Here is a 26,327-nt window from a genome sequence, read left to right on the forward strand (position 1 = left end):
TTAGTCTGCTGTCGGAAACGTGATCCTGAATTCCGATCCGTGTCCTGGCGAACTGGTGACACTGACCTTCCCGTTCATGGCTTCAATGATCCGATATGAAATGAGGAGACCGAGTCCGGTGCCTGAATCTTTTGTGGAGAAGTAGGGTTCACCCAGTCTTCGTTTCTGAGATTTCGTCATGCCCACGCCTGTATCGGAGACGCTTATGCACACATGGCCCTTCTCCCTCATCGTCCGGATTGTCAGGGTCCCCCCCTTCGGCATGGCCTCCACGGCATTTTTCATGAGATTAAGGAAGGCCTGCTGAAAGGTCCGTGCATTTCCCATAATGACTGCCTCTTCTATTCCTGCCTCGATCTTCACCGAATGCTGGTGGCTCATGGGTCCGATGATTTCCATCAGCTTCTGCAGATGGGCACCGATGGGGATCTCTTCGATGACTTCGGGATAAGGCTTGGCAAAGGTAAGGTAATCATTGATAATATCTTCCGCACGGTTTAGTTCGGATGAAGCAATGCTTAAATATTCCAGCTTCTTCTCAGACGACAGATGCTCCTGATGCAGAAGGCGGAGGAACCCCTTAATGACGGTCAGGGGGTTTTTCACCTCATGTGAAATGCTGGCGGCAAGCTGAGAAAGGACTTCCATCTTTTCAATCTTCATGAGGGTATGCTTCACCTGTACCTGCTTGACCAGGATCTCACAAATGTATGTAAAAAAGAGCATACCGACTGAGGGCATCAGGATGAAGTTCAAGATGTATGAACCGTCCACCCTGAATTCCGTCATCACTGTGGCAATGGAAGCTGCAACGATGGAATGGATCGTGAACAGGCAGACAGAAAAAAGAATCCGTCTCCGGCTTTTCATTGCATCAAAACGGAAAAGCTTCAAGGCTGCAACGGTCAGGATATAAATCACTCCATAGATGACAAACGATGTCCAGCTCCACTGGTAAATGAATGTTCTCCCTGCCAGAAGGGACAGAAAAAGGGCAAGGCCCATGTATGGCCCGGCATACATGATCCCGAGGACGAATGGGATCATCCGGAGATCATGTATGCAGTAGGGTTTCATATAAATCGGTGACAGCATGCAAAGGATCATCGCACCGCTCAATGATAGGAACGTGATCATCTTCGTACAGATTCCCCGGATGAATCGCTTCTCTACAAGAAAAAAGACGAGGAAGATGCTGAGAAGGATATAGAAAAAATTATTGACCACGTCTTGATTGAAGATAATCATATGAATCTCTTGTTCCCTTTCAAATGGTATCGTATATGAGAATTCTACCACAACCACATCGTCATGGTTACTTTATTATGGAATCATATGACCCTATCAAAAAAATGGACGCCTTATGATTGTTGGAGCTCCCTGCCAAGGTATCGCGCCAGTTCAAGCATGCCGAACACCCCTTCTTTCTCTTCTGCATCACGGTTGTAATTCGTATTGGTGTTCACATCATATGTATATAAATTCCCTTCTCGATCACGGATGAATTCGATACCGGCGATGGCAATTTCATTCTCTTTCAAGAAAGCCTTATACGCGTCAATGATGTCTTCATCAAAGTCCTTGATAATTTCAAACTTGGGCCTCTCCCCAACCGGGCAGGCAAGATCCTCAATGCGGCACGCATCGGCAGGACATAATTCGAAGCCTTCGGACGTATCGACCCTCACTGCATAGATGAATTCTCCCCCAATAAATTCGCAGCGTGTGATGCTGGAGTCCGGGGACTTGATGTATTCCTGGATGAGCGTGATCCCGTCCAGTGGCTCATCGAACTCTGCACTGTTCACATAGCTCTCCAATGCTTCTATGGAGTGGAATAACTGAACGCCAAGGCCCTTTCCTGCCCTATTGTGCTTCGTAATGAATGAAGGAGCACCCAGACGGCGGGCGGCATCCATGATGGCCTCTTTTCCTACCGCAGCAATGGTAGCCGGCACGGCGATCCCTGCTTTCTTCAAAGCGGTATACTGATTGACCTTGCTGACTTCAAGGCGGATGGCCCTGGTTCCATTCAACACCTTGCGCCCGTGAAGCTCAAGCCACGCAAGCACACTTTCCGTCAGCTCGGGTGCATAGCGGTGATCACGCGTGTGGGAAGAAGCGCTGATCCGATTGTAGAAGATCCCTTCAGGCGGGGCTGCAGTCAAATCAACCATTCCCTTATCTAAGAACCACTCTTCATAGTCCAATCCAAGCTCGTCCATCCTCTTAATCAAATGATCTGTCCATTCGCTGTTTTCATGAATGATATGTATCTTTCCCATTTCCTTCACCTCAATTTTTCGATTAGCTTCAATGTAACACAGAAAATCCTACCGATAAAGTAGGATTTAACGTTCCATGCTTGATTCACGCGATTTTCGCATCCACACTTTCATCCCAAACCGTGTAACGGGAAACGCCGTTACGTCCCTCCCTGCCTTCGGAGTTTCCGTCCGGGTACGCTCCACTGAAAGCATGGTCATCACCAACCCCACACCTACAGCTACTGCCACAAGCTCCATGAGCAGTTTCACCGCCCGCATCATGTTCATTCCTCCTCTTGCGTCCTATCTATAACATATGGCATCAGGCAGGTTATGGTCACATTCCTTTTAAACCGTGCCCCGTTCGAATAGAGTCGTTTGTAAACCGGTCCGCGCCGCTCCTTCCTGCAGGAACATCCGGAACGCCTCTCTCCCAAGGGATCTGGAAGGAACGTCAAACGAGGTGATCCCCATGAGCTCGCTGATGGGGTGATTGTCGAACGAAAGGATGGCAAGCTCCCGAGGGATGTTCACACCCTTTCTCCCCGCCTCACTGAGAAGACCAGCCGCCACCTGATCGCTCGTGATCACAAGTGTCTCCGGACGCTCCTTGAGATTCACCCATTCCCCTAAGACCCTGCAGCCGTCCTCCATGTGATAGCAACCCGTAAAGATCCATTCATTCCTTACCTCGATCCCCGGATGCTCCCTGAAGGCACGCATCCTGTCTTCGCTATTCTTACCGCTTAAACGGTGAATGCATAGACCGATCTTCCGGTAGCCTTTTTCCTGAAGATAGGACAGGGCCCTGCCCATCGCCTGATAGTGATCGATATACACGCTTCGGAGGGAATCCGATTCGAGATTTTCACAAAAGACAATCGGACGATCTCCCTCCATGAAGCCCTTCAATTCTTCGAGGCCATTCGTCCTTGATGCAATGATCAACCCGTCGACTTCCTTCATGCGCAGTGCTTCAAACGCATCAAGTTCTGCATGCGCTTCATAATTCGTCTGATAGAGGCGCAGATGGTAGTCTGCTTTGAGGGCTTCTTCTGCAATCCCCTGAAGGATCTCGCCATAATAGGGAAGATTCAGGTATGGAAGGACGACGCCGATGCTGTTCGTCTTCCCCCTTGAAAGATGGACTGCATTGGCATTTTGTGTATAGTTGAGGGCTTTGATGGTTTCAAGGACGATGCGGCGTTTGTCCTCCCTTACATACGGATGCCCGTTCAGCACGCGGGATACGGTGGATACAGATACACCGGCCGTCTCGGCCACTTTGCGAATATTGGTCAAAGGTTTTCACCCTTTCATGAAAATAAACACTTGCTCTGAAACGCGTTTCATCACATATATTGAATTCACCGCCAATCAAAAGGAGCTGATTGCATGCTTGGAGTCCTGTATTTACCACTTTTATGCGTCATCATCATTTGCGGCTCATACTTCGCGTTGGATAAGGAGGAACGGGAGGTGATTGAACCCATCTCCGATTTCTTCCTGTAGACCCATGCTGCAGACCTTATCTTGACTGACTGAGCGTTTGTTCGATATAGTAGCAGTATTGCTTTCTATCATACTATATATGGTTTACATCAAGGAGGATAAAAGATGGATTCATTCTTTAAGGTTATTGAAGAGCGCCGCTCAGTCAAAGTATATGACCCAACAGTAGAAATTCCCCGTGAAGAACTTCTACACCTATTGGAAACAACAGGGAAAGCTCCATCTGCATGGAATCTGCAACACTGGAATTTCCTTGTTTTCGACTCTAAAGAGGTTCAAAAGAGACTTCTTCCGATTGCATTCAACCAGCAGCAGGTACTCGATGCTTCTGCCGTGATCGCTGTCCTTGGTGATTTGGAAGCGAATCGCAATGTTGATCCAGTATTCGATCCGGCTGTTGCCAAAGGGGAAATGACACAGGAAATCAAAGATGTTTTGAAAGGACAGATCGACGGTGCATATACACGTCCCGGGTACGCACGCGATGCAGCATTCAGCAACGCTTCACTTGCCGCCATGCAGCTGATGCTTACAGCAAAAGCCAAAGGCTGGGATACATGTCCGATCGGCGGATTCGACCCTGCCGCCCTCGCAAAAGAATTCAATGTATCACAGCGCTATATTCCGATCATGCTGATCACTGTCGGCAAGCCGCTTCAAGAAGCGAGAAAATCTGATCGTCTTGAGCCTATGAATCTGATTCAGTGGGCTGAGTGATCATTTTGCGCACGGCATTTTGTCGCATACTCTAACATAAAAATCCGAACGATCTCGATTCCTTCACGGAATGCTGCATGATCGTTCGGATTTTTTTCTATTCGACTATCTGTGGGATGGATTGCTTCTACTGGAAGATTACGTTCTTCTCAATTTCCTTCATGTGATAGAAATACCCTTTTTGGTCCATCAGCTCCCGATAGTTGCCGATTTCCGCTATTTCTCCTTCTTCCATCACCACGATCTGATCCATTTCTTCAAGCCCTGTCAGTCGATGACTGATGAGAAGAAGCGTGCTATGCTCCGCCTCTTGGAGAATAACGTCCATCAGTTCAGCTTCGAGCATGGGATCGATGGAGGAAGTCGGCTCGTCCATTATCCAAAGTGGGCCGCCTTTCAAGATCGCCCTCGCAATGGCCATCCTCTGCTTTTCCCCTCCTGATAGGTTACCGCCTTTTTCAGTCACAGTATCCTCCAACCCGAATGGAAGCTTCACTTTTGAAAGTACCCTTTCCAACTCTTCATCATCGACCTCCCCGGCAATCAACAGATTATCCCTGATCGATCCATGAAAGAAGTGGTTTTCCTGAAGGATGACGGCCGCTCTTTGCCAAAGGCTTTCCTGTTTAATGGCATCAAGGGGGTGGGAATCCAACAGGATCTGACCTTCATCCGGTGTGTGGAAGGTTAGAAGCAGATTCAGTAGCGTCGATTTCCCGGAACCCGATGCACCGATGACAGCCGTCTTCGACCCTTCCGGTATATACAGATCAACACCCGAGATCGATGGCCTCTCCCCTCCTTCAAACGTGAATCCCACCTTTTCCATTCTGAAGGATGGCGCATGATCAGGAGCCTCTTCACTCCTCCGCTCCTTAAGCTCTGCCCCTCGGATTTCTCCGAGGCGTTTGGAAGCCTTCCTTGAATCTTCCAAGTGGTAAGGAAGGGTCGCCATCGGAATCGCTTCGTCAAAGACGGTCAGTGAAATCATGACGAGCATCGCGAGTAGGACACCATCGAGTGTCCCTTCCCCGACGGCGTACACTCCAGCAACCAATACGAACCACGTGATCAGCAGGGAGACGAGAAGGTTGATGGTATGACTGAATAAGGAGTGGCGACTTTCCAAATCCTGCTCTTCCACATACGTAGAGGAAGCACCGCCGAGCGCCTCTTCCTGATGGGACAATTGCTGATGGATCTTCAGTTCCCTGAAGCCGTATAGGAATTCTGTCGTGCCGGCAGATAGCTCACTTCGGCTATCCCTCACCCGTGATTCAATTTTCCTTTGTTTGAGGGTGACCATGGATGGAATCAAGAAACCGGTGAGCAGGACACCCACGATCAGCAAGATTCCCGTCGGCATTGAGTAGAAGAGGGTGAAGAGAATCGTGGCCATGAATACAATCACCATGACAAGGGGCGGATAGAAGACCCTCAGGAAGAAGTTCTGCAGGCTCTCCACATCCCCTACAATCCGAGCAAGGAGATCACCGCTTTTGTATCGCTGAAAAATCGTCGGCGCAATGGTTTCCAACCGTTCAAAGATCGATGCCCTCAAGTTGGCAAGGATCGTAAACGTCGCACGGTGGGAATAATATCGTTCCGCATATCTTGTCACTGCCTTCAGGATGCCTAAAAGCTTCATAAGAGCAATCATGATGGTCAGGACATAAAGGGGCACTTCAAGTGCCGCCTGGGAAATCATATATCCACTCAAAGCGAAAACCCCGACGGATGTCAGACCGGCCACCGCACCGAAGACAGCAGAAAGGACGACATCTTTTTTCTCTTTCAGTGTTAATCGAATGATCTCAGTCAACTCTCTCATGTGATCTTCACTCCTTTTTGTACCGTGATCATGCGCTCGTATTCAGGCAGTTCTTTGAGCAGCTCCTCATGGGTACCTTTTCCGATGAGTCTTCCCTTTTTCAACACAAGAATCTGATCGGAATGGCGGATCGTGTGCAACCTGTGGGCAACCGTTACAATTGTTGAAGACTGTGATAATTCCTTGATCGACTGTTGAAGAATGGATTCTGTCTTCAGATCGAGTCCGGTGGTCGGTTCATCAAGCAAGACGATGGATGGCTTCCGCAAAAAGGCCCTAGCAAGGGCGATCCGCTGCTTCTCTCCACCCGACAGTCCCCTGCCCCCTTCGCCGATCACGGTTTGGAATCCATCCTCCAGAGTAGAGATCAGTTCCGACAGTCCAGCCTTTTCAGCTGCATCCTCGAGTTCCTTTGCTGTGTGAAGGGATCCGGCCGCCATGTTCTCTTCAATCGTCCCGGCAAAAATATACGGATTCTGCGAGATATAAGCGATAAGCCCAAACCAGGAGCTTTCTGTAACCTGTCTTCTCGATTTTCCATTCACGACCACCTCTCCCTCCAATGGATCAATCAATCCCGAAAGGATATGCAAGAGAGTCGTTTTGCCAGAGCCGCTTTCACCGATGATGGCCACCTTGCTGAACGGTTCGATGTGAACGGTCAGGGGCTGGAGATGAAATGTGCCTTCCGAATAAGAATGGCCGACCCCTTTTAGACCAATGACGGGTGGTCCACTCTGGGCATCGATAGTGTCTTCCCCCCATACAATCTTTCCATCATCCCGTTCAAGCTCATCCTTCACCGCCTTCACGGAACCCGAACTTCCCCTTCCCGTATGGAAGGCACTGCCGAGCTGCTTCATGGAAAGGTAGAATTCCGGTGCCAGGATGAGTACAAAGAAGGCAGTGTAAAATGAGATGCTGTCGAATACAATCAGACGCAGACCGACTTCGAGGGCAATCAGCCCGATGCTCAGCATGGAGATGAACTCAAGCATCAAGGAGGATAGAAAGGCCGTCTTCAGCACCTCCATCGTGGCCTCGCGGAAGTTCAGGGAGCTTTCCTTGATCTCTCCACCCTTCTCCCTTCCTTTTCCGAAAAGTTTCAATGTCGTCAACCCCTGAAGGACATCGAGGAACGTGCCGGAGAACGATTCAAGCTTCTCCATCTGGTCTTCTGACTTTTCCTTCGTTTTGACTCCGATGAGGGCCATGAAGATGGGGATGAATGGGGCCGTAATCAGGATGATCATGCCAGTGAACCAGTGCTCTTTGAAAAGGACGAGCAAAATCATCAATGGGACGAGCGTTGTTTCGATCCGCTGCGGTACATACTTGCTGTAGTAGCCATCAAGCCCGTCCACTGCATCCATGATGACGGAGACCTTTCTCCCCGCTTGACTGCCAACAGAAGCAGTCAGTGGCTGGTGCGCCCATTTATTCAAAAGTTTTTTCCTGACTTCGCCTTTGACAGATGATGCAAGTCGGATCCCTGTCCGGCCGTTCAGCCAACTGAAGATTGCCCTGAATGCGAATGCTACGAGTAATGCGGCCAAAAGGGGCCAGACATCTGTCAGAGAGGCGTCCTTCAGGAAAACCCGATCAACAATCCCCGCAATCAAGTAAGCCTGCGCTACAATGGCGAGACCCAAAAGAGTGGAAGAGCTATATAAAGTCATCATGAACGACCTGCTGCCTTTTACCAGTGAATGTAGTTCTTTCATTACTGATTTCACTCCCGTTCCGAAAGTTAGTGAAATACTTCACAAATTAATCTACGTCTATTATACCATCACTTCCCCCTCTTCTCACCGAATTGAATTTGACAAATTAAAGACAAAGGACGCAACGGGAAAACGAAGTACCCTGCACAGCGACCCTACAAGGAACCACGCCCGTTATCCATCGATCCAACTAGTTTGAACACGCTCTATACTTCCTCCTCAAAAGGCGAATCTGTCCCCGATGATTGATTTCATCCTCCATGACGTGATACCAAATATAATGGAAGTTATGCGAAACCCCATTCCCCCATTTCCTCTCTTCCTGGAGCCATTGATCCGAGAACCGGGAAAAGGACGCGAGTGTTACACTCCGAACCTCTTGTAGCGCCTCAAGATAGGCCGCCGCCTCCAATCCATGATACTGCTTATTGGCCTCTTCCCCCAAGTTGAGGGCCTTCCCCCATGTATCACTTTCATCCTGTGTCAGATCCCTCTCATCAAAAGAAAGAATCTGATGGATCCGTTCGATCGCAGCTATATGCATGAGCAGACTGCCGATGGTATTTCCACCGGGACCGTCCACATAATCCAGCTCTTCCCGGCTGATTCCACTTAATTCTTCCATTGTCACGCTCCTGGTATGCTCGAGCATGGAAATCAGTTCACCAATCTTAGGGTCAAATCCTTCTTTGCTTGTAATCCTGTAATCAATCACGGTCATTCCCCCTTCTCTAGCTCATTTTAGCAGGGATTTTAAGGAAAAACAGACTGATACTTTCCACATGGACATGGTATACTTAAAGTATAAACGGAAGAAAAAAGAGACTGGGACAAAAATGTTTTAGTCATAGTAAAACCCGAATTCATTTGCCTGGGATCAGGAAATGAATTCGGGTTTTTACTTTGTTTCGTGACCATTGCGATTGTTTCCAGCGGTTGAATCGATTGCAAGACGAAGACTCCTGCGGGGTCTCACATCCCGCAGGCTTGACGGGGAGGCTCACGAGCCACGGGCGGAAAGCAAAGTCTTGCACGGAAATCATGAGCTGTATTATGAACCTACACTAATCGTTTTCGTTTGTTTTACCCCAACCTCTTTCTTGGGTTCATCCCGATTTTCTTACCATGATAAAGTAAGATATCACTGCCACCGCTTCACAAATGGCAATGACGACAGCCATGGGGATCGCTGAAGCCCCGTCGCCCAGTCCGACGAGGGGTGCCGCAGCGCCTCCCAGAATGAATGGCAACAGTCCCAGGAGGGCAGCTGCACTCCCTGCGTTATCACCCTGATCATTCATTGCAAGGGAGAATACGGTGGTATTGACGATTCCGACGGTGGATACGGTCAGGAACAGGAAGATACAAATGAATACGACCGATGCCTCCATCGTGATGCTGGCAATGAGCAGCACGCTCGCAGTCAACCCCTGAAGGATCCCATACCGCAGCAGCGACGTTTCACCGAATACGGGAGTGAGCTTTCCTGTTGCCTGGGTGGCAATGATGAGACCAAGACCGTTCAAGGCGAAAATCATGCTGAACATTTGCGGAGAAAGCCCGTAAATATCCTGCAAGACGAAGGTAGATCCTGAAATATAGGCAAACATGGCACTCATGGCGAATCCCTGCACCAGGACATAGCCCATGAAAACCCGGTTCCTGATCAAACGGCCGAAGGTGTTGAAAACGCTGGAAATCCCCCCGGTCTTCCGTCTTTCTTCCGGAAGGGTTTCATTCAATCCGAAACAGACGGCGAGGAGCATGATCCCCCCGATGAGGGCGAGGACACCGAAGATGCCCCTCCATGACATGATTTGAAGAAGCTGTCCCCCGGCTATAGGAGCTGCAATGGGCGCCAATCCATTGACGAGCATCAGCATGGCGAAGTACTTCGTCAGTTCCTGACCGGAAAAGCGGTCGCGCATGCCAGCCCTTGAAATGACCATTCCCGCAGCACCTGTAAGTCCCTGGATGAACCGGAGAACAATAAGCCCCCAGATCGATCCGGTGAACATGCACAGGATCGATGAAATGGTGAAAAGGATCAAAGCTGCAATCAGCGGTTTCTTCCTTCCCACCATGTCCGAGTAGGGACCGACGATGAGCTGTCCCGCGGCAAGCCCGATCAGGCAGGCTGTCAAACTCAGCTGGGCCGTAGATGCATTGGTGCCAAGATCCGTGGCAAGAGTAGGCAGACCTGGAAGATACATATCGATCGTCAGGGGCCCGAATGCACTGAGGCAGCCCATGATGAGGATAAAAATGAATAAATACGTTTTTGATTGCGTGTGTGCTAATTCCTTCATGGATGACTCTCCTTTATGTTGTATAGCCATCATCATTTTAAACCCTCCAGTAACTGGAGGGTCAATAGGAATCAATCACGAACTTTGATCTGATACTCAATCAATCGTTCATCCTTCATGTGGGAAATGAACGAATCGACAATCTGCCTTGTATAGAGTGGTCCCTCCGTTTCAAGGCCCAGCCCTGATACAAACTTCACCAGCTCATTATAATAGAAGGAATCCTTTCTCCGATCCTCCACCGAGTAGACAGTGGCATACGTTCCTTCGGGTAAAGTATCGTATCCGGATTCTGCATCTTCAAGAAGGATATACAACCCGTCATAGGCAAACGCCTCTTCTCCGCTGATATGGTCCGGTGATACAAACAAACCGACGGAACCGACCATGATGGGCGTCATATGATTGACGGTTTTCTTGATTTCCCTGAGAAGCACTTCCATATCTCCCAGGGAAGAAAAGGACCGCTCTTCTTTCCAGATGCTTCTCTTTGGCAAAGAGGAGAGCATAGGACCCCGTTCCGTTGTTTTTGCAAGCTGAAGCTGCTGAATTTTTTGGGTGAGATGCCGATGAGTGGTTTGCAACTCATTCATTTTCCTTCTTGTGGTTTCCTCGTATTTCTCCAGGGTGTGTAAAAACTGATCCAGCGTGCTGTGCTCCATTTTTTGCTTGATTTCCTTCAGTGGGACTCCCAAGTCTTTCAAAAAGCTGATCATATCGAGCTGCTGGAACTGCTCGGCGCGGTAATACCGATAACCTGTTACCCCATCCGTATGATACGGAGTGAATAGCCCGATTTCATCATAATACCTCAGGGTTTTCACTGGTATATCATAGAGCTTTGACATTTGTCCGATGGTAAACTGATTCTTCATTCCCCATCAACCAGGAGCTTGATGAATTTCCGCTTGCCGACCTGCAGAGTCATTCCTTCCTGTACCCTCACGGTAAGATGTGGATCTTCCACCCTGTCTCCATCAAGCTTTACTCCTTTGTTCATGATCATCTTCCTCGCTTCGCTTTTGGAAGGGAGAAGTTTAGTCATGACGAGCAGCTCGAGGATGTTGATCTCTTCAATACCGTTCCACTGCAGCTCTGGAATTTGATCGGGCATACTTCCCTTTCGGAAAACAGAGATGAACTGCTCTTGTGCCCGCTCGGAAGCCCCGTTGCCATGGTACATCCTGACGATGGTCCTGCCGAGGAGCATCTTGGCATCACGGGGATGCATTTGTCCTGCTGCCAAAGAGGCTTTGATTTCATGGATTTTCTCAGGAGCAAGATCCGTGATGAGCTCAAAGTATTTCATCATAAGGTGATCGGGCAGTGACATCGTCTTTCCGAACATTTCTTCAGGGCTCTCGTCGATTCCAATGTAATTATGTTTTGACTTTGACATCTTATCGACTCCATCGAGACCTTCAAGAAGGGGCATAAGAATGACAACCTGCTTCTCCTTATTGAATTTCTCCTGGAAATGACGGCCCATGAGCACGTTGAAATGCTGGTCCGTTCCGCCAAGCTCGATGTCACATTCAAGCTGCACCGAGTCGAATCCCTGCATCAACGGGTAAAAAAATTCATGAAGGGAGATCGGTTTGCCTTCCTTGATCCTCGCTTCGAAGTCATCGCGCTCCATCAGTCTGGCCACTGTGATTTTCCCCGCCAATCCAATGACATCTTCCATTTTCATCTCGCTCAACCATTTGGAATTATAGTGGAGTTCCACCTTATCCATGTCCAGGACTTTAGAGAATTGCTCAAAGTATGTTTGAGCATTATGTTTCACCTCATCTTCGGTGAGCTGTTTACGAGCGGCGGATTTCCCCGTTGGATCCCCGATTTTCCCCGTGAAGTCGCCGATGATCAGCTGGATGATATGGCCGTGATCCTGGAACTGGCGAAGCTTATTCAGAACGACCGTATGTCCTAGATGGACGTCCGGTGCAGATGGGTCAAGCCCCAGTTTGATTTTCAAGGGTCTATTTTCAATGACGGATGTCCTGATTTTACTTTCAAGTTCCTTGAGAGGGATGATCTCCTGTACACCCTGCCGGTAGACAGCCAGCTGCTCCTGTACTTCTTGTTCTTGTTGATCTGTCAGCTTTTGCATTGATGTTACCTCCCTTAATCATTTCTAACACATGATGAAATAAAAAAATTGCCTTCAAAAAGGGACGTGATTGCTCACGCGGTACCACCCTTCTTGAAGACAATGATTCTTCCACTCAATCGAATAACGGTTCGTCCGTTCCCCACGAATGCAGGGACGCTCAAGGATTGTAATTCACCCGACCTTTGTACCGGTTCGCACCACCCACCGGCTCTCTTAAACATGGAGATCGTTGCTACTGGATTTCCTCTCATCGCTTTACATGTGTTAAATTGAACTGATCATACCAGATTCGCAAAATATTTGCAATTTAATTTTCTTCCGGACGAAGATCCATGAGGGCTCCAAATGTCTGGGAAGCAGAGGTGAAACTGATGAAGGCAATAAGTTCCGAGATTTCTTCGTCGCTGAACGATTCCTTCAGCACATTGAACAGACCATCCTGAACCCTGCTCCCCTGCACACCGAACACTTCTGCAAAACCGACGGCCACTGATGTTTTTTCATCAAACACCCCAGGATCCGGTCTTCCCTTTGCCTGGCAGTATAAGCATCCATTTTGAAATGCCAATACCCGCCTCACCTGCTCCTTCAGCTCTTTCGTCAAATGACCGTCACCCTCCAATTCTTCAGAAAGCTGCCCCCATCGTTCCATTACCCCTTCATGATGTCCAAGCAGGCGCATGAACGGTGTTGCGCCTATCTCAGCTGAAGCAATCCTTGTCATTTTCATCTCCTCCTTATAGAATAATCATATCAATCTAATTAACTCTTTTACATTCAGATCAAAAAGAATTCACTCGTTTAACTTTAATAATTAAACCCAAATACGAAGGAGATCATTACGTATGAAAATTGACGACATCGACAGGAAGATTTTGAACGAACTTATGCGGGACAGCAGGCTTTCCATGAGTGAACTCGGAAGGCGGATCAACCTCTCTTCCCCATCCGTCTCCGAAAGGGTGAAGCAGATGGAATCCCATGGTGTCATCGAGTCCTATACTACGAAGGTCAACCTAGGAAAACTCGGCAACGACATTCAGTGCATCATCGAAGCCACAGTGAAAAACGGGGACTACAAAGGATTCAAGCAAAAAATCGTTGAGCTTCCAAACGTGGACTTCTGCTACCGGATCGCAGGGCAAGCCTGTTTCATGCTCAAGCTCCACTTTGCATCGTTCACCGAGGCCGAAGCCTTCATAGACTACATCAATCCCTTCGCCCACACCGTCACCCATTTCATCTTCTCAGAAGTCGAAACCCGTACCCTTTTCACAAATTAAAGAGGCACCTACATGGATACCCAACACTTGGAGATACTATTAACGCTGCATCTAATCGAACCCAATCAGCAGAGTGGTGATAACTCGAATGTGCTGGACAAACAGAACCGTACGGAACGCCCAAATTCAAGTACAAAATGCTGTAATAAGTAGCACTCACTTTCATAAACAACAAGTAAAAATGTGTGAAAACCACAATCTTCCTACCACCAAAAGCACAGCGCAGCGAGGGCCGGACGACTCCGATGGGAATAGAGGGATGATCGAGACCCCGCAGGCACGAGGAGACTCGACTCCCTCCCCACGGAAACCGGCCGGCCGCAGCGGAACGGAACGTCCTTATGCAGATTCATACACAAAAAGAAATGCTGTGATGACTAGCACTCACTCTCACAAACAATAAGGAGAAATGTGCGAAATCACCATCTTCCTACCACCAAAAGTGCAGTGCAGCGGAGGCCGGACGACTCCGATGGGAATAGAGGGATGATCGAGACCCCGCAGGCACGAGGAGGCTCGACTCCCTCCCCACGGAAAGCGGCCGGCCGCAGCGAAACGGAACGTCCATATGCAAATTCACACACAAAAAGAAATGCTGTGATGACTAGCGCTCATTCCCACAAACAATAAGGAGAAATGTGTGGAAATCACCATCTCCCTACCACCAAAAGTGCAGTGCAGCGGAGGCCGGACCACTCCGATGGGAATAGAAGGATGATCGAGACCCCGCAGGCACGAGGAGGCTAGACTCACTCCCCACGGAAATCGGCCGGCCGCAGCGGAACGGAACGTCCATATGCAAATTCACACACAAAAAGAAATGCTGTGATGACTAGCACTCACTCTCACAAACCATAAGGAGAAATGTGTGGAAATCACCATCTCCCCTACCACCAAAAGTGCAGTGCAGCGGAGGCCGGACGACTCCGATGGGAATAGAGGGATGATCGAGACCCCGCAGGCACGAGGAGGCTAGACTCCCTCCCCACGGAAAGCGGCCGGCCGCAGCGGAACGGAACGTCCATGTGCAGATCCAATCAATACCCACCCCCTTCAGAACCAACACAAAAATATAAAAAATTTGTCGATACCTATTGAAAAACGATGTATTACCGAATATTATAGTAGTTGTGCTTTTTAATCGTTCGTTTTTATTGGAGGTATTACACTAATGTTTAAATTAAAGGAAAACGGCACGTCAACCAAGACAGAAATCCTTGCCGGACTGACCACGTTCTTAACAATGGCTTACATCGTCGTCGTCAATCCGATCATCCTTTCCGATGCAGGGGTGCCGTTCGACCAGGTATTCATGGCCACCATCATCTCGGCAGCTGTCGGTACGCTCTGGATGGCACTGTTCGCCAACTATCCGATTGCCATCGCCCCAGGAATGGGATTGAATGCCTACTTTACATATTCCGTTGTCGGAGGGCATGAAGATATTTCGTACTCTGTTGCCTTTGCAGCAGTATTCGTAGCCGGTATCATCTTCATCATCCTTTCGCTGACACCGTTCCGTAAGAAATTGATCGAAGCCATACCGCAAAACCTTAAACATGGGATCACAGCCGGTATCGGTCTCTTCATCGCGTTTATCGGTCTTCGTTTATCCGGACTGATCCAAGCTGATCCGTCCAATCTCGTTAAACTCGGGGACCTGCATTCTTCGTCTGCCATCCTTGCTCTGATCGGACTGGCTGTCACCCTCGTCCTCATGGTCCTAAATGTACATGGGGCGCTGTTCATCGGGATGATCATCACGGCCATTGTTGCATTCTTCACTGGTGACCTGTCGTTCAAGGAAGGCTTCGTCGCCATGCCTCATCTGCCTGAAGGGCTGATCATCTCTAACCCGATCACTGCATTCACCGATGTGATTCAGCACAGCTTGTACGCTGTCGTATTCTCCTTCTTGCTTGTGACCATCTTTGATACGACGGGTACGATGGTCGGTGTTGCCCAGCAGGCCGGGCTCCTTAAAAACAATGAAATGCCGCGTGCCCGCGAAGCACTCCTTGCTGATTCACTCGGGACGACTGTCGGAGCTATGTTCGGTACGAGTCCTACCAGTGCCTTCGTTGAATCATCCGCAGGGGTATCAGCAGGAGGACGTACAGGATTGACCTCTCTTACAGTGGCTGTACTATTCATCGTTTCAGCGTTTTTCGGTCCTCTTGTGAGTGCCGTTTCGGGATTATCCGCCATCACGGCTCCAGCTTTGATCATCGTAGGAAGCCTGATGATCGGAAGCATTTCCCACATCAAATGGGACGAGCTCGATGAAGCTTTCCCGGCATTCCTCATCATTCTAAGCATGCCTCTTACTTCGAGCATCGCTACAGGGATTGCACTCGGGTTCATCTCTTACCCTCTCCTGAAAGTGGCCAAAGGAAAATGGCGTGAAGTCCATCCCCTTGTGTATATCTTTGCCGTGCTGTTCTTCTATCAGCTGGCATTCATCCCTCATTAAAGAGGAAAGGCAGCTCCCACGACGGGAGCTGCCTTTTTTGGTTTGATTGCTTTACCACGTACGATCAAGGTCCAAGCTGTAGTACTTGATCGGGGTTGCATATGATTGAATCGATTCATCGGAAGAAGTGTCACACAGCTGTCCCAACAGCAGTTCCATTGCCTTCTTCGACTCTCCAAGGTTATACAGCGTCATGCTGTAGAAGACAGTCATTGCCCGGTCTCCGTGCCGTTCAATACCTTCCTCAAGCACTTCTTTTGATTTTTCATACTTCCCGAGGGCACGGTAGGTGCTCCCGAGTCCCGTGTAAGCACCGATCGACTCTTCCTCATCCAACCCATATTTCAATGCTTTTTCATAATACTCTACGGCTTCCTCTTCAAGCCCTGATGCGTCATGACTCCAGGCACATTGATAGTGCAGGATTCCACTGTCGGGGTATTGGGCGATCAGCTCTTTCAGTATTCTGATCGACTCCCCTGTATTCCCTGATCGTCTTGCTTCAATCGCTTTTTTCATTGCATCTTCCATATCCACCCATCCATTTCAATCCGGTATGTATTCCATCAGCCAGCAGTCGTGCCATTCACCTTCGTGCAGCTCATTTTGAGGAAGGATCCGTGCTTTGCTGTAGCCGCATTTTTCATAGCATCTGATTGCCCTTCGATTCCATGTCATCGGATCCATCACCAGTCGGTGCAGGCCTTTTTCAAGCATAAAATATTCCACCATGGCCTTGATCATCAGGGTGCCCACGCCTTTATTCCAGTACCGTGAATCTCCTATGAATTGATCGGTCCCGTAGATGAATTCATCAAGATTCGTATATCCATAGCGCTGCTTGGTCTCATCGTCCAATGGATAGTATTGGAGATAACCGACCTTCTCCCCTTTATATTGAACGATGCAGGCGACCTTCTCTTTATCGTCATTATAAAAAGCTTCCTTCACCATCTCATGGGTAAAGGGTTTGTCCCTTCCTTCGTAATACTCAAGGATCCGCGGATCGTTCAGCCAGTTATAAAGAAATTCGGCATCTTCTTCCTTCAGCGGCCGGACCTTGATATCACCTTTCTCATAACGCATCGTGCATCCCTCCTATGGACTTATTCCCCGCAGCTTCGGGGAATCCCTTTAAAGTTGTCGAAATTTCGTGTTGGAAATTCAATTTGGAGTATGCTATTATAAGTTTGTGAAATACTTCACATTATCAACATCAACTTACCACTTTCATAAATCCAATCAAAAAGGGAGTATGACAGATGAAAACAAATAAAGTCGTATTGATCGGAACAGGCTTTGTCGGTTCAAGCTATGCTTTTGCCCTTCTCAATCAAAATCTTGTCCATGAGCTCGTGATGATCGACATGAACGTCGAAAAAGCCATGGGAGACGCCATGGACCTTAATCATGGCCTCGCATTCTCTTCCCCAATGAAGATACGTGCAGGAGCCTACAGCGACTGCCGCGATGCAGATCTTGTCGTGATCACCGCTGGGGCCAATCAAAAACCCGGTGAAACGAGGTTGGATCTTATTGATAAGAACGTCCGGATCTTTAAAACCATTGTCGATTCGGTGATGGAGAGCGGCTTTGATGGTATCTTCCTCGTGGCCACCAATCCCGTCGATCTATTAAGCTATGCCACCTGGACTTTCTCCGGGCTCCCAAAGGAAAGGGTGATCGGCTCAGGGACGATCCTTGATACCGCAAGGCTACGCTACCTGCTGGGTGAATACTTTCACCTTGATACGCGGAACATCCATGCCTATATCATGGGCGAACACGGCGACACCGAATTTCCGGTCTGGAGTCACGCCACCATCGGGGCCAGCGCCCTTGGTGACCTGGTCGATCTTACGGATCCACAGGTCCAGAGCGATCTTCAGGACCTTTTTGAAAACGTCAGGGATGCTGCCTACCATATCATTGAGAAAAAAGGGGCCACCTACTACGGGATTGCCATGGGATTGGCCCGTCTCACCAAAGCTATACTGAATGATGAGAACAGCATCCTTACCATCTCTTCTCTCCTGGATGGGGAGTATGGGCAGCACGGTCTCTATACCGGGGTGCCTGCCATCATCAATCGACAAGGCATCAGGAAGGTGGTCGAACTTCCCCTGGATGAAACGGAGCAGAAGCAATTCAAGAGATCCATTGATACGTTGAAGCACGCCATGAGTACCGGTTTCCCTTCTGATTTATAGACACGCACACACGAACCTCCTCCTCATACAATGATACCAACATGAATGGAGGAGGTTCTATTATGTACGATCAGCGACAATTCCTACCCGGTTTTCCCGGTGGAGGAGGTTCCGGAGGCAGTGGCTTCCCTTCCATCCCCGGACTTCCAAATGTATTCCCGCCATCCCCGCCACCTGGGCAAGGGGGCAGCAGCGGGCCCCCATCGCCTTCTCAGGGCGGTGGACAAAATCAGCCGCCACCTGGACCTCCACCTAACTTCCAGCCTCAGAAGACCGTCATGCAGGGCGGCCCTGGAGGAACGTCGACGTTTGCCGTGGACCCGGGTTCAATCCGGAGATGCCTGTTCCGCTATACCTATATCTGGCTCAACCGGGATGCTTTCTGGTTCTACCCTGTCTTCCTCGGCAGAAGGTCCATAGCAGGGTGGAGATGGATCGGATTCACATGGGTGTATTTCGGAATCGATCTCGATAAAATCGAATCCTTCACATGTGTATAACACGATGTTTCCATACATGCGCGTGACCGATTCCCGTGGGACCATCACCGTATCAGGAGAACACACCTCTTATGGAGCGCCTGATGAAGCCCTGCTCACATTAGGGGTGATGACTGAAGGCCCCGATCTGCAAAAAGCCCAGCAGGAAAATAACGAAAACATAAAGAACATAGTCGGGACGCTTCAAGCAAACGGAGTTTCAAAAAGTGATATACAGACGGCAAACTATCAGATCATCCCCCGCTATTCCTTTGAAGATGGAAAGCAGATCTTTAACGGATATGAAGTCGTGAATATTCTGCGCATCCACCTTAGAAGCATTGAAAGGGCGGGAAAGATCATCGATGACGCCGTGAAGGCCGGAGCAAACCGGGTGGAAGGGATCCAGTTCCTCTCCTCCCATTCCACTGCCCTTTATCAGCATGCCCTTGAACAAGCGTTTCAGGATGCCCTGGCAAAGGCCACGGTCCTTGCCAGGCAGTCTGGTCAGGAGCTGGTGCCTGATCCGCTTTCTATCAAAGAAGGTCAATCCGTTGAGTTCCCTTCCCCTATGAAGCTCGCAGTTCAGGAATCTGCCATCCTGCCGGGTGAAATATCCGTTAAGGCTTCACTCATCGTTACGTTTACTACGCATTGATTTCACAAAAAAACGGCTTCCAGGAGCCGTTTTTTTTATTACTTTTTAATATAATCCGCAAGCCTCTCGGCAGACCGGGCCACTCCTTCTTCATCCAGCATCCTGACGCCTTGCTCGATGAATGCCGGAAGAAACGTCGTTCCGATCAGATTCGATGTTGCCTGGAACGGCTTCAATAGCTCGCTCATGGAATAATGGTTCTTTCCTCCAGCCTGGTAGGCCTCTGCCGGTGAACCCGTAGACGTCGCAATCAGAAGTTCTTTGCCATGAAGCTTCGTACCTTGGCTGCCGTATGCCCAACCATAGGTCAACACGGCATCGATCCATTCCTTCATCAGCGCAGGGGCACTGTACCAGTAGAAAGGGAACTGCAGGACGATCCTATCGTGTTCTTCGACCAACTTCTGCTCACGTGTTACGTCAATTTGGAAATCCGGATATTCGCGGTAAAGGTCGTGGACCGTCACATCGCCCTCTTCCTCCAGCCTCTTTACCCAGGCTTTGTTGACGATTGATTCGTCCATTCGCGGATGTGCAGCGATTACCAATACGTTCATGTTCAATCTTCCCTTCCCAGCTGTTTTGCTTTTTTTGTACAGGCATCCATTGCCCTTACGATGCTTCCCTTGAAGCCACTCTTTTCAAGTTCAATGACGGCTTCGATGGTAGCCCCTCCCGGTGAACAGACCGCATCCTTCAGCTCTCCAGGATGGCTGCCCGTTTCAAGCACCATCTTTGCTGCTCCGAGGAGCGCCTGGGCTGCCAGGTTATATGCCTGCTTTCTGGGGATGCCCTCTTTCACCGCACCGTCTGCCAGTGCTTCCATGAACATGAAGGCATAAGCCGGTGACGAGCCGCTGACGGCAGGAATGGCGTCCATGAGGCTTTCGTCCAACTCTTCTGCTTTGCCGAAGCTCTCAAGAACGGCATGGACTATCTCACGCTCGCCTTCTCCTACCCTGCCATTAATACAATACGCTGTCATCCCTTCTCCTACAAGGGATGGCGTATTCGGCATCGTCCTGACGATTTTAGAGTCCGGAGATAGAACCGATTCCATCCAATGAAGCGTAATACCTGCGGCCATCGTGATGACGATGGTATCCGGCTTCAAGTTCTCCCTGATGGAGGAGAGGATCTCCTGGTGTTGATCCGGTTTGACTGCGATGAACAACAAGTCAGAAAATGCCGCTACCTCTCCATTGTCCAACGTGGTATGGATTCCGTATTTTTCTTCTATTCTCTCGACGGTTCCGCGGGTTTTGGCGCTCGCCATGACAGATGTCTTATCCACCAGTCCGGAGCTGACGATGCCGCCTATGATGGCCTGCGCCATATTTCCACAGCCGATAAAGCCGATTGATTGTTTCATTCTCTACACCTCTTCTTCCACCTATGAATCATATCAAAAAACCACTGAAAGGAAAAATGGTTCACATCAAAAACCAAGGTTGGGACAAAACATCCATGGTACCATTTCATGATGAACACGATCAGTGCAGGTTCTTTGTACCGGTCATGATTTCCGTGCAAGACTTAGATTTCCGCGGGTGGCCCGTGAGCCTACTTGGCATGGGTCTTACATACGCTACTTTCCCCCAGGAGTCTTCGTCTTGCACTCCAATCAACCGCTGGACACAATGAAATCGTAATGGTCATGAAACAAATGAAAAACCCGAACTTTGCCTGATCGTAGGCAAATGAATTCGGGTTTTACTATGACTAGAACACGTTTGTCCCAGCCTCAATCGATTTTAGCGGTTGTCGTAGATGGCCTCCCAATCGAGGTCGACCATAGGTTCCTTTTGTTCAAGTCTCTTCTTCAATCCATCAAGTAGCTCTTTTTCTCCCTGAAGAATATTGGCCAGGTCCCACTTCTGGTGGAAAACGGAGTAGAGGGTCAAATCCCTTAGAAGGAGGAACTGTGGGATCCGGAGGAACCATTCTTTCGAAACCGGGCATTCGCTTTGATATCCACGCAGGAAGGAACGAAGGAACCCATCCCCGAAGGCGGAACGCACATGAAGAGGATCACCTCCATGCTTCGACCAGCTTGAATAATATAGTGGTATGGCGATATCACTGGCGAAGTAAAACCACATACTATCATCAAAATCAAAGACATGAAGATCCCCATCCCTCTGATCGTAGAAGAAATTGCCGTGGTGGATGTCAGAGTGGATCAAACCGTATGTATCCTCGGATTGTGGAAATGTCCTGATTTCCTCGATTGTCCGTTTTCCAAGTTCTATGATCTCTTCATCCTCCCGGGGAAGATACCGGTCGAAATTCAGGATGTCATCTTCATCCCACGCCATTCTTGCCTTTGAAGAAGGATCTCGATAGTGTTTTGTGGTGGCATGCATCTTACCTGTGAGACTTCCCCACTTTTCGAAGAGCTCCTCTCCAAAGTGATCGGAGTTCACCTTTACAGCTACTCCCGGTGCTTTATCGAATAAGCTGACAAAAAAGCATCCGTCTTCCCCAGGCAGTTCTTCAACAAGTCTACCTGTACTGGATTGATGGGAAAGGGACACGTTCAATCCATGCCGATGGAGGAAGTTGATCCATTTCATTTCTGCTTCCAACTCGATTTGCGTGCGGTGGGAGCTATGGGTGATCCTCAGGATGAAGGGAGCCCCTTCCTTTTTCACTTCGTACACATAGTTCTCAAAATCACCAAGCTTTCGGGCGTCCGATGCATCGCACTCAAACATCCCGGCCGCTTCTTTCAATCTTTCCTTTGTCCATTGTGCGTCAATCCAAGATTCCATCATGTTTCCTCCTGTATGCAGTACTGTTTCCTCCACTACTATTTCGTCTGTACCTGCGGTTTTTCCTGCCCAATAGAAAAAGAGCCGATCATCCGGCTCTTCCCTTAATCCATTCATCAATCGTTTGAATCACTTCATCCTGCTGATCCCAGACTGATTTGGTTGCTTTCCCGTCTCCTTTTTGAGCACCGTACACACCAAATCCTGCGTGGTTTCCGCCTTGGATTTCATGAAACCCCGTATCTGCAGGAAGAAGAGATTTACTTTTGTCAATCTTGTCCTTAGTTGCGAGTCCGTCATTCTCTGCCCAGATGCTCAGAAATGATAGGTCTGAGGAAGAAAAGTCCGTGGATTCCGCAGGGTACGATGCAAGGTAAATGATCCCTTTGACCTTGTCCGGATGGTCAGCAGCATAGCTTGATGCCGCCACTCCTCCAAGAGAATGACCCGACAGGTACCATTCCTTCACACCCTTATATTCTTTCATGATTTCATCCGGTACGTTCACCCCGAAGAATGCAAGGTTCAATGGTACATCTGGAATCACCACGGTGTATCCCCGATCAGACAGCTCCTGTCCAATATAGGCGTACGCTTCCTTTTCCACCTTTGCCCCTGGGTAAAGAATCACGCCCTTTTCTCCATCTCCTTCAAACACCAGCCACTTGCCATCCTTTGCCTCGGCTTTTTGGAGATCCACTTTTTCCTCAAGCGATGAAGTGGCTGAGTAGGTTTGCTGTGACCAAACATAAAAGGATAGACCTCCTATGACAATCAAGGCGAGGAGGAGAATTCCTGCCCACTTAAAAAATCGTTTCATGCAGAATCCCCTTCTTTCTTATCCATTTTTATTATTGTCCCGGAACCTTAGGGAATCCATCCGCTAAAAAAAGAACCAGCCTCGGCTGATTCGCATCACTTTTTCTGGAATGAAAGACTCTTTTCGCTCATCAAGTACTGAAGAGCCGTCTTGAAACTGAGGAAGCTTTTCACCTGTCCGACTTCCCTTACGTCTGATTGAATCACGATTTGGGTCAGGGACGGAGTGAACCCGACGAAAAGGATTTCGATTCCCATAAGCTGTACCGCTTTGGCCATATTATTGATATTCATGCCGAACACGTCCGTCTCACCGATGTCCTTCTCCCTTATACCGGAGAAATCAACGATGATCGTATTGATGTCCTGATTATAGGATACATCCAGGATTTTGGTGATGATCGCCTCGAATCTTTCCTGAGATAACCTACCCATGATTGGAATGAGGATGGTTTCAGGAACGATGGAGGGAATGACCGGGGCAGAAATATCCGCAATCTCGCGTTCCGCTTCCACCAGCTTTCTTTTCAGTTCCTGGACCTCTTCTTTTAACTGAACGATTTCCTGTGTCTCCACACTCATACTGTAACCTCACATGAACATATTTTTTACGCTATGACTAGTTTAGCACTACCCTATGTAAAGTTTCTATCCAAATGTTCCGGGATCTCTGGAAAAATTCTACTGACGATATAAAAGTTACACCAAAAGAAAGAAGACCAGCCCGGCTGGTCTTCGGTCATGCAAGTGCTGCTTTGTCACCTGAATTATGGAAGAAGCTTTTCATGGCATGGAACACATCCGCTTTTTGTTTCAAGATATAATAGCGGAAATCTTCGTTCTTAATATTTTTATATGCCGACATCAGGGTAGAATGGCGATTGTACTGATTCACTTCCCCATATCCGAACATACTCGATACTTTCATAAGCTCCTCCACCAGTTTGACGCATCTCACGTTATCAGATGTGAGATTATCTCCGTCGGAGAAGTGGAATGGATAGATGTTGTACCTGCTCGGTGCATATTTGTAGTCGATGAGCTCCAAAGCCTTCCGATATGCGGACGAGCAAATCGTCCCGCCGCTTTCCCCCTTGGAAAAGAAATGCTCTTCAGAGACAACCTTTGCTTCTGTGTGATGGGCGATGAACTCAATCTCCACCGTCTCATATTTCGTCCTGAGGAAGCGCGTCATCCAGAAAAAGAAACTTCTGGCCATATACTTTTCCCATACCCCCATGGATCCACTTGTATCCATCATTGCCAGTACGACAGCTTTGGATTCCGGCTTCAGCACTTCATTCCACGTCCTGAACTTCAGATCCTCCCTTGTAATCGGATGGAATCCAGGTGTTCCCGTCATGGCATTCCGCTTAAAAGCCGACATCATCGTTTTCTTTTTATCAATGTTGCCCATCAGGCCCGTCTTGCGGATATCGTTGAACTCGATATGCTCAACCGTCTGCACGTCCTGCTCTTTCTTCTTCAGATTCGGCAGTTCCAGCTGTTTAAAAAGGGCATCTTCAATTTCCATGAGGGAGACCTCGGCTTCGTAGTAATCCTCACCGGCTTTGTCCCCTGCTCCTTTCCCTTTTCCGGGTCCCTGCTGGGGATTCCCATCCCTGGCGACAACATCCCCCACCTGGCTTTCCCCGTCCCCCTGGCCAACGTGCTTATTTTTATCATAATTATAGCGGATCTTGTATTCATCCAATGACCGGATCGGTATCTTCACAACGTCTCTTCCATTTGACATGACGATGTTTTCTTCTGTGATCAAATCCGGAAGATTATTCCTGATTGCATCCTGTACCTTTTCCTGATGACGCTGTTGATCGTCATGACCTTTGCGGTGGAGGGCCCAATCTTCTTTGGAAATGACAAATTGATGATTATCCATCTGGCTCAAACGTTTCCCCTCCTTATCTTTTTTCACATGTATCGGTATCGGTGCATACACTATGATGGCTGCCCGCACTCATTTTTCCCGTCAATAAAGAAACGGGGATTACTCTATCCTATGCAAAAGCATCGATAAATTTACAAATAATTTCGACAATGATAGAAAAGCGGAGGCGGGTAGATCTGACCCGACAAGCATAAGACGAGGAACCCGGAAAGGCGTTCTTTGCCTTTTTGAGTTGCTTGGCTTATGACCTCGAGGGTCAACCCGCCGGAGCTGGACATCACGAAAAGCGGAAGGGGCTGGCTCTGAGGCGACAAGCATAAGATGGGCTGGGCGAAAAGGCGTTCTTTGCCTTTTTGACCAGAGCAGCCTATGACCTCGAGCCTCAAGCCCCTGGAGCTGGACATTTAGAAAAGCGGAGGCGGGTCGATCTGACCCGACAAGCATAAGACGAGGAACCCGGAAAGGCGTTCTTTGCCTTTTTGGGTTGCTTGGCTTATGACCTCGAGGGTCAACCCGCCGGAGCTGGACATCACGAAAAGCGGAAGGGGCTCGCTCTGAGGCGACAAGCATAAGATGAGCTGGGCGGAAAGGCGTTCTTTGCCTTTTTGACCAGAGCAGCTTATGACCTCGAGCCTCAAGCCCCTGGAGCTGGACATCGAGAAAAGCGGAGGCGGCAGGACCTGACCAGCCCTACGTACAAACCCCTAGTCCATACTTATGCTATCCCCAGCAGCCCTACCACCGCACAATAAAAAAACAGGTGTGAATTCACACCTGTTCATCCTTCTTCATATTGAGCCGGGTCTGACTGACGATTATTCAGCTTGAGTTCTTCACTTGAACGGAGCTTTTCCATCTGTTTTCCAAGTCGTATGACTTCATCCAGATTGTTGGCCATCGTACCGTTAAAAGGTTCTTCCTGCAAGATCGGTTTGTCATGTGTGGACATCCCTTCACCTTCCTTCGAAGAATACCGGCTTTGAATTCAGCTTACTATATTCTGATTATTCTTTCAACTTTTATCTTCTTCTTTGAATTGTACGGGATCGGGCTGCTTCTTATCTTCTTTCAGTTCTTCATTCGTACGTAGACGCTCCATCTGCTTCCCGAGCTGCTCCATCTCTTCCATGTTACCGGCCATTGAACCATTCTCAGGTTCTTGTTCATGATTTTTTTTCATCCGTTTTCACCTCTATTACTAAATTTCCCGTAATGGTGGTTTCTAAACCGATGAGGTGTACATCCG

The 26,327-nt window shown here is 48.8% G+C and carries 28 protein-coding genes and 1 other annotated feature; of the genes, 6 read left to right on the forward strand and 22 right to left on the reverse strand.

The features are described from left to right. The 4 genes from ACNA6I_RS09505 to ACNA6I_RS09520 all read right to left on the reverse strand — a co-directional run bounded on the left by ACNA6I_RS09505 (position 1) and on the right by ACNA6I_RS09520 (position 3,569). Positions 1 to 1,248: an ATP-binding protein gene (locus ACNA6I_RS09505; RefSeq protein ID WP_416313192.1), complete on the reverse strand. Its 1,248-nt coding sequence runs from the start codon at positions 1,246 to 1,248 to the stop codon at positions 1 to 3. Positions 1,249 to 1,361: 113 nt separating this feature from the next. Next, entirely contained in the window at positions 1,362 to 2,285 is a 924-nt protein-coding gene (locus ACNA6I_RS09510) for an ATP-grasp domain-containing protein (RefSeq protein ID WP_048015417.1), read from the reverse strand. Between the two features lie 66 nt (positions 2,286 to 2,351). Continuing rightward, positions 2,352 to 2,549 carry a hypothetical protein gene (locus tag ACNA6I_RS09515; protein ID WP_048004468.1) on the reverse strand — a complete coding sequence of 66 codons (198 nt, stop codon included), beginning with the start codon at positions 2,547 to 2,549 and terminating at the stop codon, positions 2,352 to 2,354. A gap of 66 nt (positions 2,550 to 2,615) precedes the next feature. Continuing rightward, positions 2,616 to 3,569 (reverse strand): LacI family DNA-binding transcriptional regulator, encoded by a 954-nt coding sequence (locus ACNA6I_RS09520; RefSeq protein ID WP_048004469.1) that lies wholly within the window; start codon positions 3,567 to 3,569, stop codon positions 2,616 to 2,618. Positions 3,570 to 3,884: 315 nt separating this feature from the next. Between ACNA6I_RS09520 and ACNA6I_RS09525 the strand changes: the two genes are divergently transcribed. Beyond that, positions 3,885 to 4,496 carry a nitroreductase family protein gene (locus ACNA6I_RS09525; RefSeq protein ID WP_048004470.1) on the forward strand — a complete coding sequence of 204 codons (612 nt, stop codon included), beginning with the start codon at positions 3,885 to 3,887 and terminating at the stop codon, positions 4,494 to 4,496. 127 nt (positions 4,497 to 4,623) lie between these two features. Here the strand turns inward: ACNA6I_RS09525 and cydC are convergent, their stop codons facing one another. From cydC to ACNA6I_RS09560, 7 genes are all read right to left on the reverse strand, one after another. Then, the gene (gene cydC, locus ACNA6I_RS09530) at positions 4,624 to 6,327 is read right to left on the reverse strand and encodes a thiol reductant ABC exporter subunit CydC (protein WP_416313193.1); all 1,704 of its coding nucleotides are present in this window, start codon (positions 6,325 to 6,327) and stop codon (positions 4,624 to 4,626) included. Then, on the reverse strand, positions 6,324 to 8,051 hold the full coding sequence (cydD, locus tag ACNA6I_RS09535) for a thiol reductant ABC exporter subunit CydD (protein ID WP_416313194.1): 1,728 nt from the start codon (positions 8,049 to 8,051) through the stop codon (positions 6,324 to 6,326). The genes cydC and cydD overlap by 4 nt, the downstream gene beginning before the upstream one ends. Positions 8,052 to 8,241: 190 nt before the next feature. Then, positions 8,242 to 8,766 carry a DinB family protein gene (locus ACNA6I_RS09540; RefSeq protein WP_252266333.1) on the reverse strand — a complete coding sequence of 175 codons (525 nt, stop codon included), beginning with the start codon at positions 8,764 to 8,766 and terminating at the stop codon, positions 8,242 to 8,244. 391 nt (positions 8,767 to 9,157) lie between these two features. Further along, positions 9,158 to 10,360: a multidrug effflux MFS transporter gene (locus tag ACNA6I_RS09545; RefSeq protein WP_416313195.1), complete on the reverse strand. Its 1,203-nt coding sequence runs from the start codon at positions 10,358 to 10,360 to the stop codon at positions 9,158 to 9,160. Positions 10,361 to 10,431: 71 nt separating this feature from the next. Then, a complete protein-coding gene (locus ACNA6I_RS09550) occupies positions 10,432 to 11,235 on the reverse strand; it encodes a MerR family transcriptional regulator (RefSeq protein WP_416313196.1) in 804 nt (267 codons plus the stop codon). Then, positions 11,232 to 12,473, reverse strand: a complete 1,242-nt coding sequence (tyrS, locus tag ACNA6I_RS09555; protein WP_252266330.1) for a tyrosine--tRNA ligase — start codon at positions 12,471 to 12,473, stop codon at positions 11,232 to 11,234. Before tyrS ends, ACNA6I_RS09550 begins: the two co-directional genes overlap by 4 nt. A gap of 57 nt (positions 12,474 to 12,530) precedes the next feature. Continuing rightward, positions 12,531 to 12,736, reverse strand: a binding site (T-box leader). A gap of 47 nt (positions 12,737 to 12,783) precedes the next feature. Then, positions 12,784 to 13,200, reverse strand: a complete 417-nt coding sequence (locus ACNA6I_RS09560) for a carboxymuconolactone decarboxylase family protein (protein ID WP_048004476.1) — start codon at positions 13,198 to 13,200, stop codon at positions 12,784 to 12,786. Between the two features lie 121 nt (positions 13,201 to 13,321). Here ACNA6I_RS09560 and ACNA6I_RS09565 point away from each other — a divergent pair, with 121 nt between their 5' ends. Further along, positions 13,322 to 13,759 carry an Lrp/AsnC family transcriptional regulator gene (locus ACNA6I_RS09565; RefSeq protein WP_048012902.1) on the forward strand — a complete coding sequence of 146 codons (438 nt, stop codon included), beginning with the start codon at positions 13,322 to 13,324 and terminating at the stop codon, positions 13,757 to 13,759. A gap of 1,171 nt (positions 13,760 to 14,930) precedes the next feature. After that, positions 14,931 to 16,232: an NCS2 family permease gene (locus tag ACNA6I_RS09570; protein ID WP_048004478.1), complete on the forward strand. Its 1,302-nt coding sequence runs from the start codon at positions 14,931 to 14,933 to the stop codon at positions 16,230 to 16,232. Between the two features lie 51 nt (positions 16,233 to 16,283). Here ACNA6I_RS09570 and ACNA6I_RS09575 read toward each other — a convergent pair whose 3' ends face one another. Further along, entirely contained in the window at positions 16,284 to 16,763 is a 480-nt protein-coding gene (locus tag ACNA6I_RS09575) for a tetratricopeptide repeat protein (protein ID WP_048004479.1), read from the reverse strand. 15 nt (positions 16,764 to 16,778) lie between these two features. Continuing rightward, complete coding sequence (locus ACNA6I_RS09580; protein WP_048004480.1) at positions 16,779 to 17,318, reverse strand: GNAT family N-acetyltransferase; 540 nt, start codon at positions 17,316 to 17,318, stop codon at positions 16,779 to 16,781. A gap of 176 nt (positions 17,319 to 17,494) precedes the next feature. Between ACNA6I_RS09580 and ACNA6I_RS09585 the strand changes: the two genes are divergently transcribed. The 3 genes from ACNA6I_RS09585 to ACNA6I_RS09595 all read left to right on the forward strand — a co-directional run bounded on the left by ACNA6I_RS09585 (position 17,495) and on the right by ACNA6I_RS09595 (position 19,579). Then, complete coding sequence (locus ACNA6I_RS09585; RefSeq protein WP_048004481.1) at positions 17,495 to 18,442, forward strand: L-lactate dehydrogenase; 948 nt, start codon at positions 17,495 to 17,497, stop codon at positions 18,440 to 18,442. Between the two features lie 62 nt (positions 18,443 to 18,504). Beyond that, positions 18,505 to 18,942 (forward strand): hypothetical protein, encoded by a 438-nt coding sequence (locus ACNA6I_RS09590; RefSeq protein ID WP_048004482.1) that lies wholly within the window; start codon positions 18,505 to 18,507, stop codon positions 18,940 to 18,942. Between the two features lie 4 nt (positions 18,943 to 18,946). After that, on the forward strand, positions 18,947 to 19,579 hold the full coding sequence (locus tag ACNA6I_RS09595) for an SIMPL domain-containing protein (RefSeq protein ID WP_159129514.1): 633 nt from the start codon (positions 18,947 to 18,949) through the stop codon (positions 19,577 to 19,579). Positions 19,580 to 19,617: 38 nt separating this feature from the next. On the opposite strand, the gene ACNA6I_RS09600 is transcribed toward ACNA6I_RS09595, so the two are convergent. The 9 genes from ACNA6I_RS09600 to ACNA6I_RS09640 all read right to left on the reverse strand — a co-directional run bounded on the left by ACNA6I_RS09600 (position 19,618) and on the right by ACNA6I_RS09640 (position 26,261). Next, positions 19,618 to 20,136: an NAD(P)H-dependent oxidoreductase gene (locus ACNA6I_RS09600; RefSeq protein WP_048004483.1), complete on the reverse strand. Its 519-nt coding sequence runs from the start codon at positions 20,134 to 20,136 to the stop codon at positions 19,618 to 19,620. A gap of 2 nt (positions 20,137 to 20,138) precedes the next feature. Next, positions 20,139 to 20,951, reverse strand: a complete 813-nt coding sequence (gene proC, locus ACNA6I_RS09605) for a pyrroline-5-carboxylate reductase (RefSeq protein WP_416313197.1) — start codon at positions 20,949 to 20,951, stop codon at positions 20,139 to 20,141. Positions 20,952 to 21,333: 382 nt separating this feature from the next. After that, on the reverse strand, positions 21,334 to 22,470 hold the full coding sequence (locus ACNA6I_RS09610) for a phosphotransferase enzyme family protein (RefSeq protein ID WP_251529172.1): 1,137 nt from the start codon (positions 22,468 to 22,470) through the stop codon (positions 21,334 to 21,336). Continuing rightward, positions 22,442 to 23,173, reverse strand: coding sequence for an alpha/beta fold hydrolase (locus ACNA6I_RS09615; protein ID WP_048012898.1), 732 nt, complete (start codon positions 23,171 to 23,173; stop codon positions 22,442 to 22,444). Before ACNA6I_RS09615 ends, ACNA6I_RS09610 begins: the two co-directional genes overlap by 29 nt. A 95-nt stretch (positions 23,174 to 23,268) precedes the next feature. Continuing rightward, complete coding sequence (locus ACNA6I_RS09620) at positions 23,269 to 23,754, reverse strand: STAS domain-containing protein (RefSeq protein WP_048004487.1); 486 nt, start codon at positions 23,752 to 23,754, stop codon at positions 23,269 to 23,271. 157 nt (positions 23,755 to 23,911) lie between these two features. Next, a complete protein-coding gene (gene yhbH / locus ACNA6I_RS09625) occupies positions 23,912 to 25,072 on the reverse strand; it encodes a sporulation protein YhbH (RefSeq protein ID WP_370296723.1) in 1,161 nt (386 codons plus the stop codon). Between the two features lie 413 nt (positions 25,073 to 25,485). Then, positions 25,486 to 25,737, reverse strand: a complete 252-nt coding sequence (locus tag ACNA6I_RS09630) for a hypothetical protein (RefSeq protein ID WP_416313198.1) — start codon at positions 25,735 to 25,737, stop codon at positions 25,486 to 25,488. Positions 25,738 to 25,859: 122 nt separating this feature from the next. Beyond that, positions 25,860 to 26,030, reverse strand: coding sequence for a hypothetical protein (locus ACNA6I_RS09635; RefSeq protein ID WP_156183351.1), 171 nt, complete (start codon positions 26,028 to 26,030; stop codon positions 25,860 to 25,862). A 63-nt stretch (positions 26,031 to 26,093) separates the two neighbouring features. Continuing rightward, positions 26,094 to 26,261, reverse strand: coding sequence for a hypothetical protein (locus ACNA6I_RS09640; protein WP_162838956.1), 168 nt, complete (start codon positions 26,259 to 26,261; stop codon positions 26,094 to 26,096). Positions 26,262 to 26,327 lie beyond the last annotated feature (66 nt).

The organism is Rossellomorea sp. FS2, assembly GCF_047915635.1.
Taxonomy (GTDB): domain Bacteria; phylum Bacillota; class Bacilli; order Bacillales; family Bacillaceae_B; genus Rossellomorea; species Rossellomorea marisflavi_A.

Excerpts from the sequence above, each read along its gene's own strand:
- ACNA6I_RS09505 (WP_416313192.1), bottom strand. The coding sequence starts at position 1,248 with ATGATTATCTTCAATCAAGACGTGGTCAATAATTTTTTCTATATCCTT.
- ACNA6I_RS09510 (WP_048015417.1), bottom strand. The coding sequence starts at position 2,285 with ATGGGAAAGATACATATCATTCATGAAAACAGCGAATGGACAGATCAT.
- ACNA6I_RS09515 (WP_048004468.1), bottom strand. The coding sequence starts at position 2,549 with ATGATGCGGGCGGTGAAACTGCTCATGGAGCTTGTGGCAGTAGCTGTA.
- ACNA6I_RS09525 (WP_048004470.1), top strand. The coding sequence starts at position 3,885 with ATGGATTCATTCTTTAAGGTTATTGAAGAGCGCCGCTCAGTCAAAGTA.
- cydC (WP_416313193.1), bottom strand. The coding sequence starts at position 6,327 with ATGAGAGAGTTGACTGAGATCATTCGATTAACACTGAAAGAGAAAAAA.
- cydD (WP_416313194.1), bottom strand. The coding sequence starts at position 8,051 with ATGAAAGAACTACATTCACTGGTAAAAGGCAGCAGGTCGTTCATGATG.
- ACNA6I_RS09545 (WP_416313195.1), bottom strand. The coding sequence starts at position 10,360 with ATGAAGGAATTAGCACACACGCAATCAAAAACGTATTTATTCATTTTT.
- ACNA6I_RS09550 (WP_416313196.1), bottom strand. The coding sequence starts at position 11,235 with ATGAAGAATCAGTTTACCATCGGACAAATGTCAAAGCTCTATGATATA.
- tyrS (WP_252266330.1), bottom strand. The coding sequence starts at position 12,473 with ATGCAAAAGCTGACAGATCAACAAGAACAAGAAGTACAGGAGCAGCTG.
- ACNA6I_RS09560 (WP_048004476.1), bottom strand. The coding sequence starts at position 13,200 with ATGACAAGGATTGCTTCAGCTGAGATAGGCGCAACACCGTTCATGCGC.
- ACNA6I_RS09565 (WP_048012902.1), top strand. The coding sequence starts at position 13,322 with ATGAAAATTGACGACATCGACAGGAAGATTTTGAACGAACTTATGCGG.
- ACNA6I_RS09570 (WP_048004478.1), top strand. The coding sequence starts at position 14,931 with ATGTTTAAATTAAAGGAAAACGGCACGTCAACCAAGACAGAAATCCTT.
- ACNA6I_RS09575 (WP_048004479.1), bottom strand. The coding sequence starts at position 16,763 with ATGGAAGATGCAATGAAAAAAGCGATTGAAGCAAGACGATCAGGGAAT.
- ACNA6I_RS09580 (WP_048004480.1), bottom strand. The coding sequence starts at position 17,318 with ATGCGTTATGAGAAAGGTGATATCAAGGTCCGGCCGCTGAAGGAAGAA.
- ACNA6I_RS09585 (WP_048004481.1), top strand. The coding sequence starts at position 17,495 with ATGAAAACAAATAAAGTCGTATTGATCGGAACAGGCTTTGTCGGTTCA.
- ACNA6I_RS09590 (WP_048004482.1), top strand. The coding sequence starts at position 18,505 with ATGTACGATCAGCGACAATTCCTACCCGGTTTTCCCGGTGGAGGAGGT.
- ACNA6I_RS09595 (WP_159129514.1), top strand. The coding sequence starts at position 18,947 with ATGTTTCCATACATGCGCGTGACCGATTCCCGTGGGACCATCACCGTA.
- ACNA6I_RS09600 (WP_048004483.1), bottom strand. The coding sequence starts at position 20,136 with ATGAACGTATTGGTAATCGCTGCACATCCGCGAATGGACGAATCAATC.
- proC (WP_416313197.1), bottom strand. The coding sequence starts at position 20,951 with ATGAAACAATCAATCGGCTTTATCGGCTGTGGAAATATGGCGCAGGCC.
- ACNA6I_RS09610 (WP_251529172.1), bottom strand. The coding sequence starts at position 22,470 with ATGAATGGATTAAGGGAAGAGCCGGATGATCGGCTCTTTTTCTATTGG.
- ACNA6I_RS09615 (WP_048012898.1), bottom strand. The coding sequence starts at position 23,173 with ATGAAACGATTTTTTAAGTGGGCAGGAATTCTCCTCCTCGCCTTGATT.
- ACNA6I_RS09620 (WP_048004487.1), bottom strand. The coding sequence starts at position 23,754 with ATGAGTGTGGAGACACAGGAAATCGTTCAGTTAAAAGAAGAGGTCCAG.
- yhbH (WP_370296723.1), bottom strand. The coding sequence starts at position 25,072 with ATGGATAATCATCAATTTGTCATTTCCAAAGAAGATTGGGCCCTCCAC.
- ACNA6I_RS09630 (WP_416313198.1), bottom strand. The coding sequence starts at position 25,737 with ATGTCCAGCTCCAGGGGCTTGAGGCTCGAGGTCATAAGCTGCTCTGGT.
- ACNA6I_RS09635 (WP_156183351.1), bottom strand. The coding sequence starts at position 26,030 with ATGTCCACACATGACAAACCGATCTTGCAGGAAGAACCTTTTAACGGT.
- ACNA6I_RS09640 (WP_162838956.1), bottom strand. The coding sequence starts at position 26,261 with ATGAAAAAAAATCATGAACAAGAACCTGAGAATGGTTCAATGGCCGGT.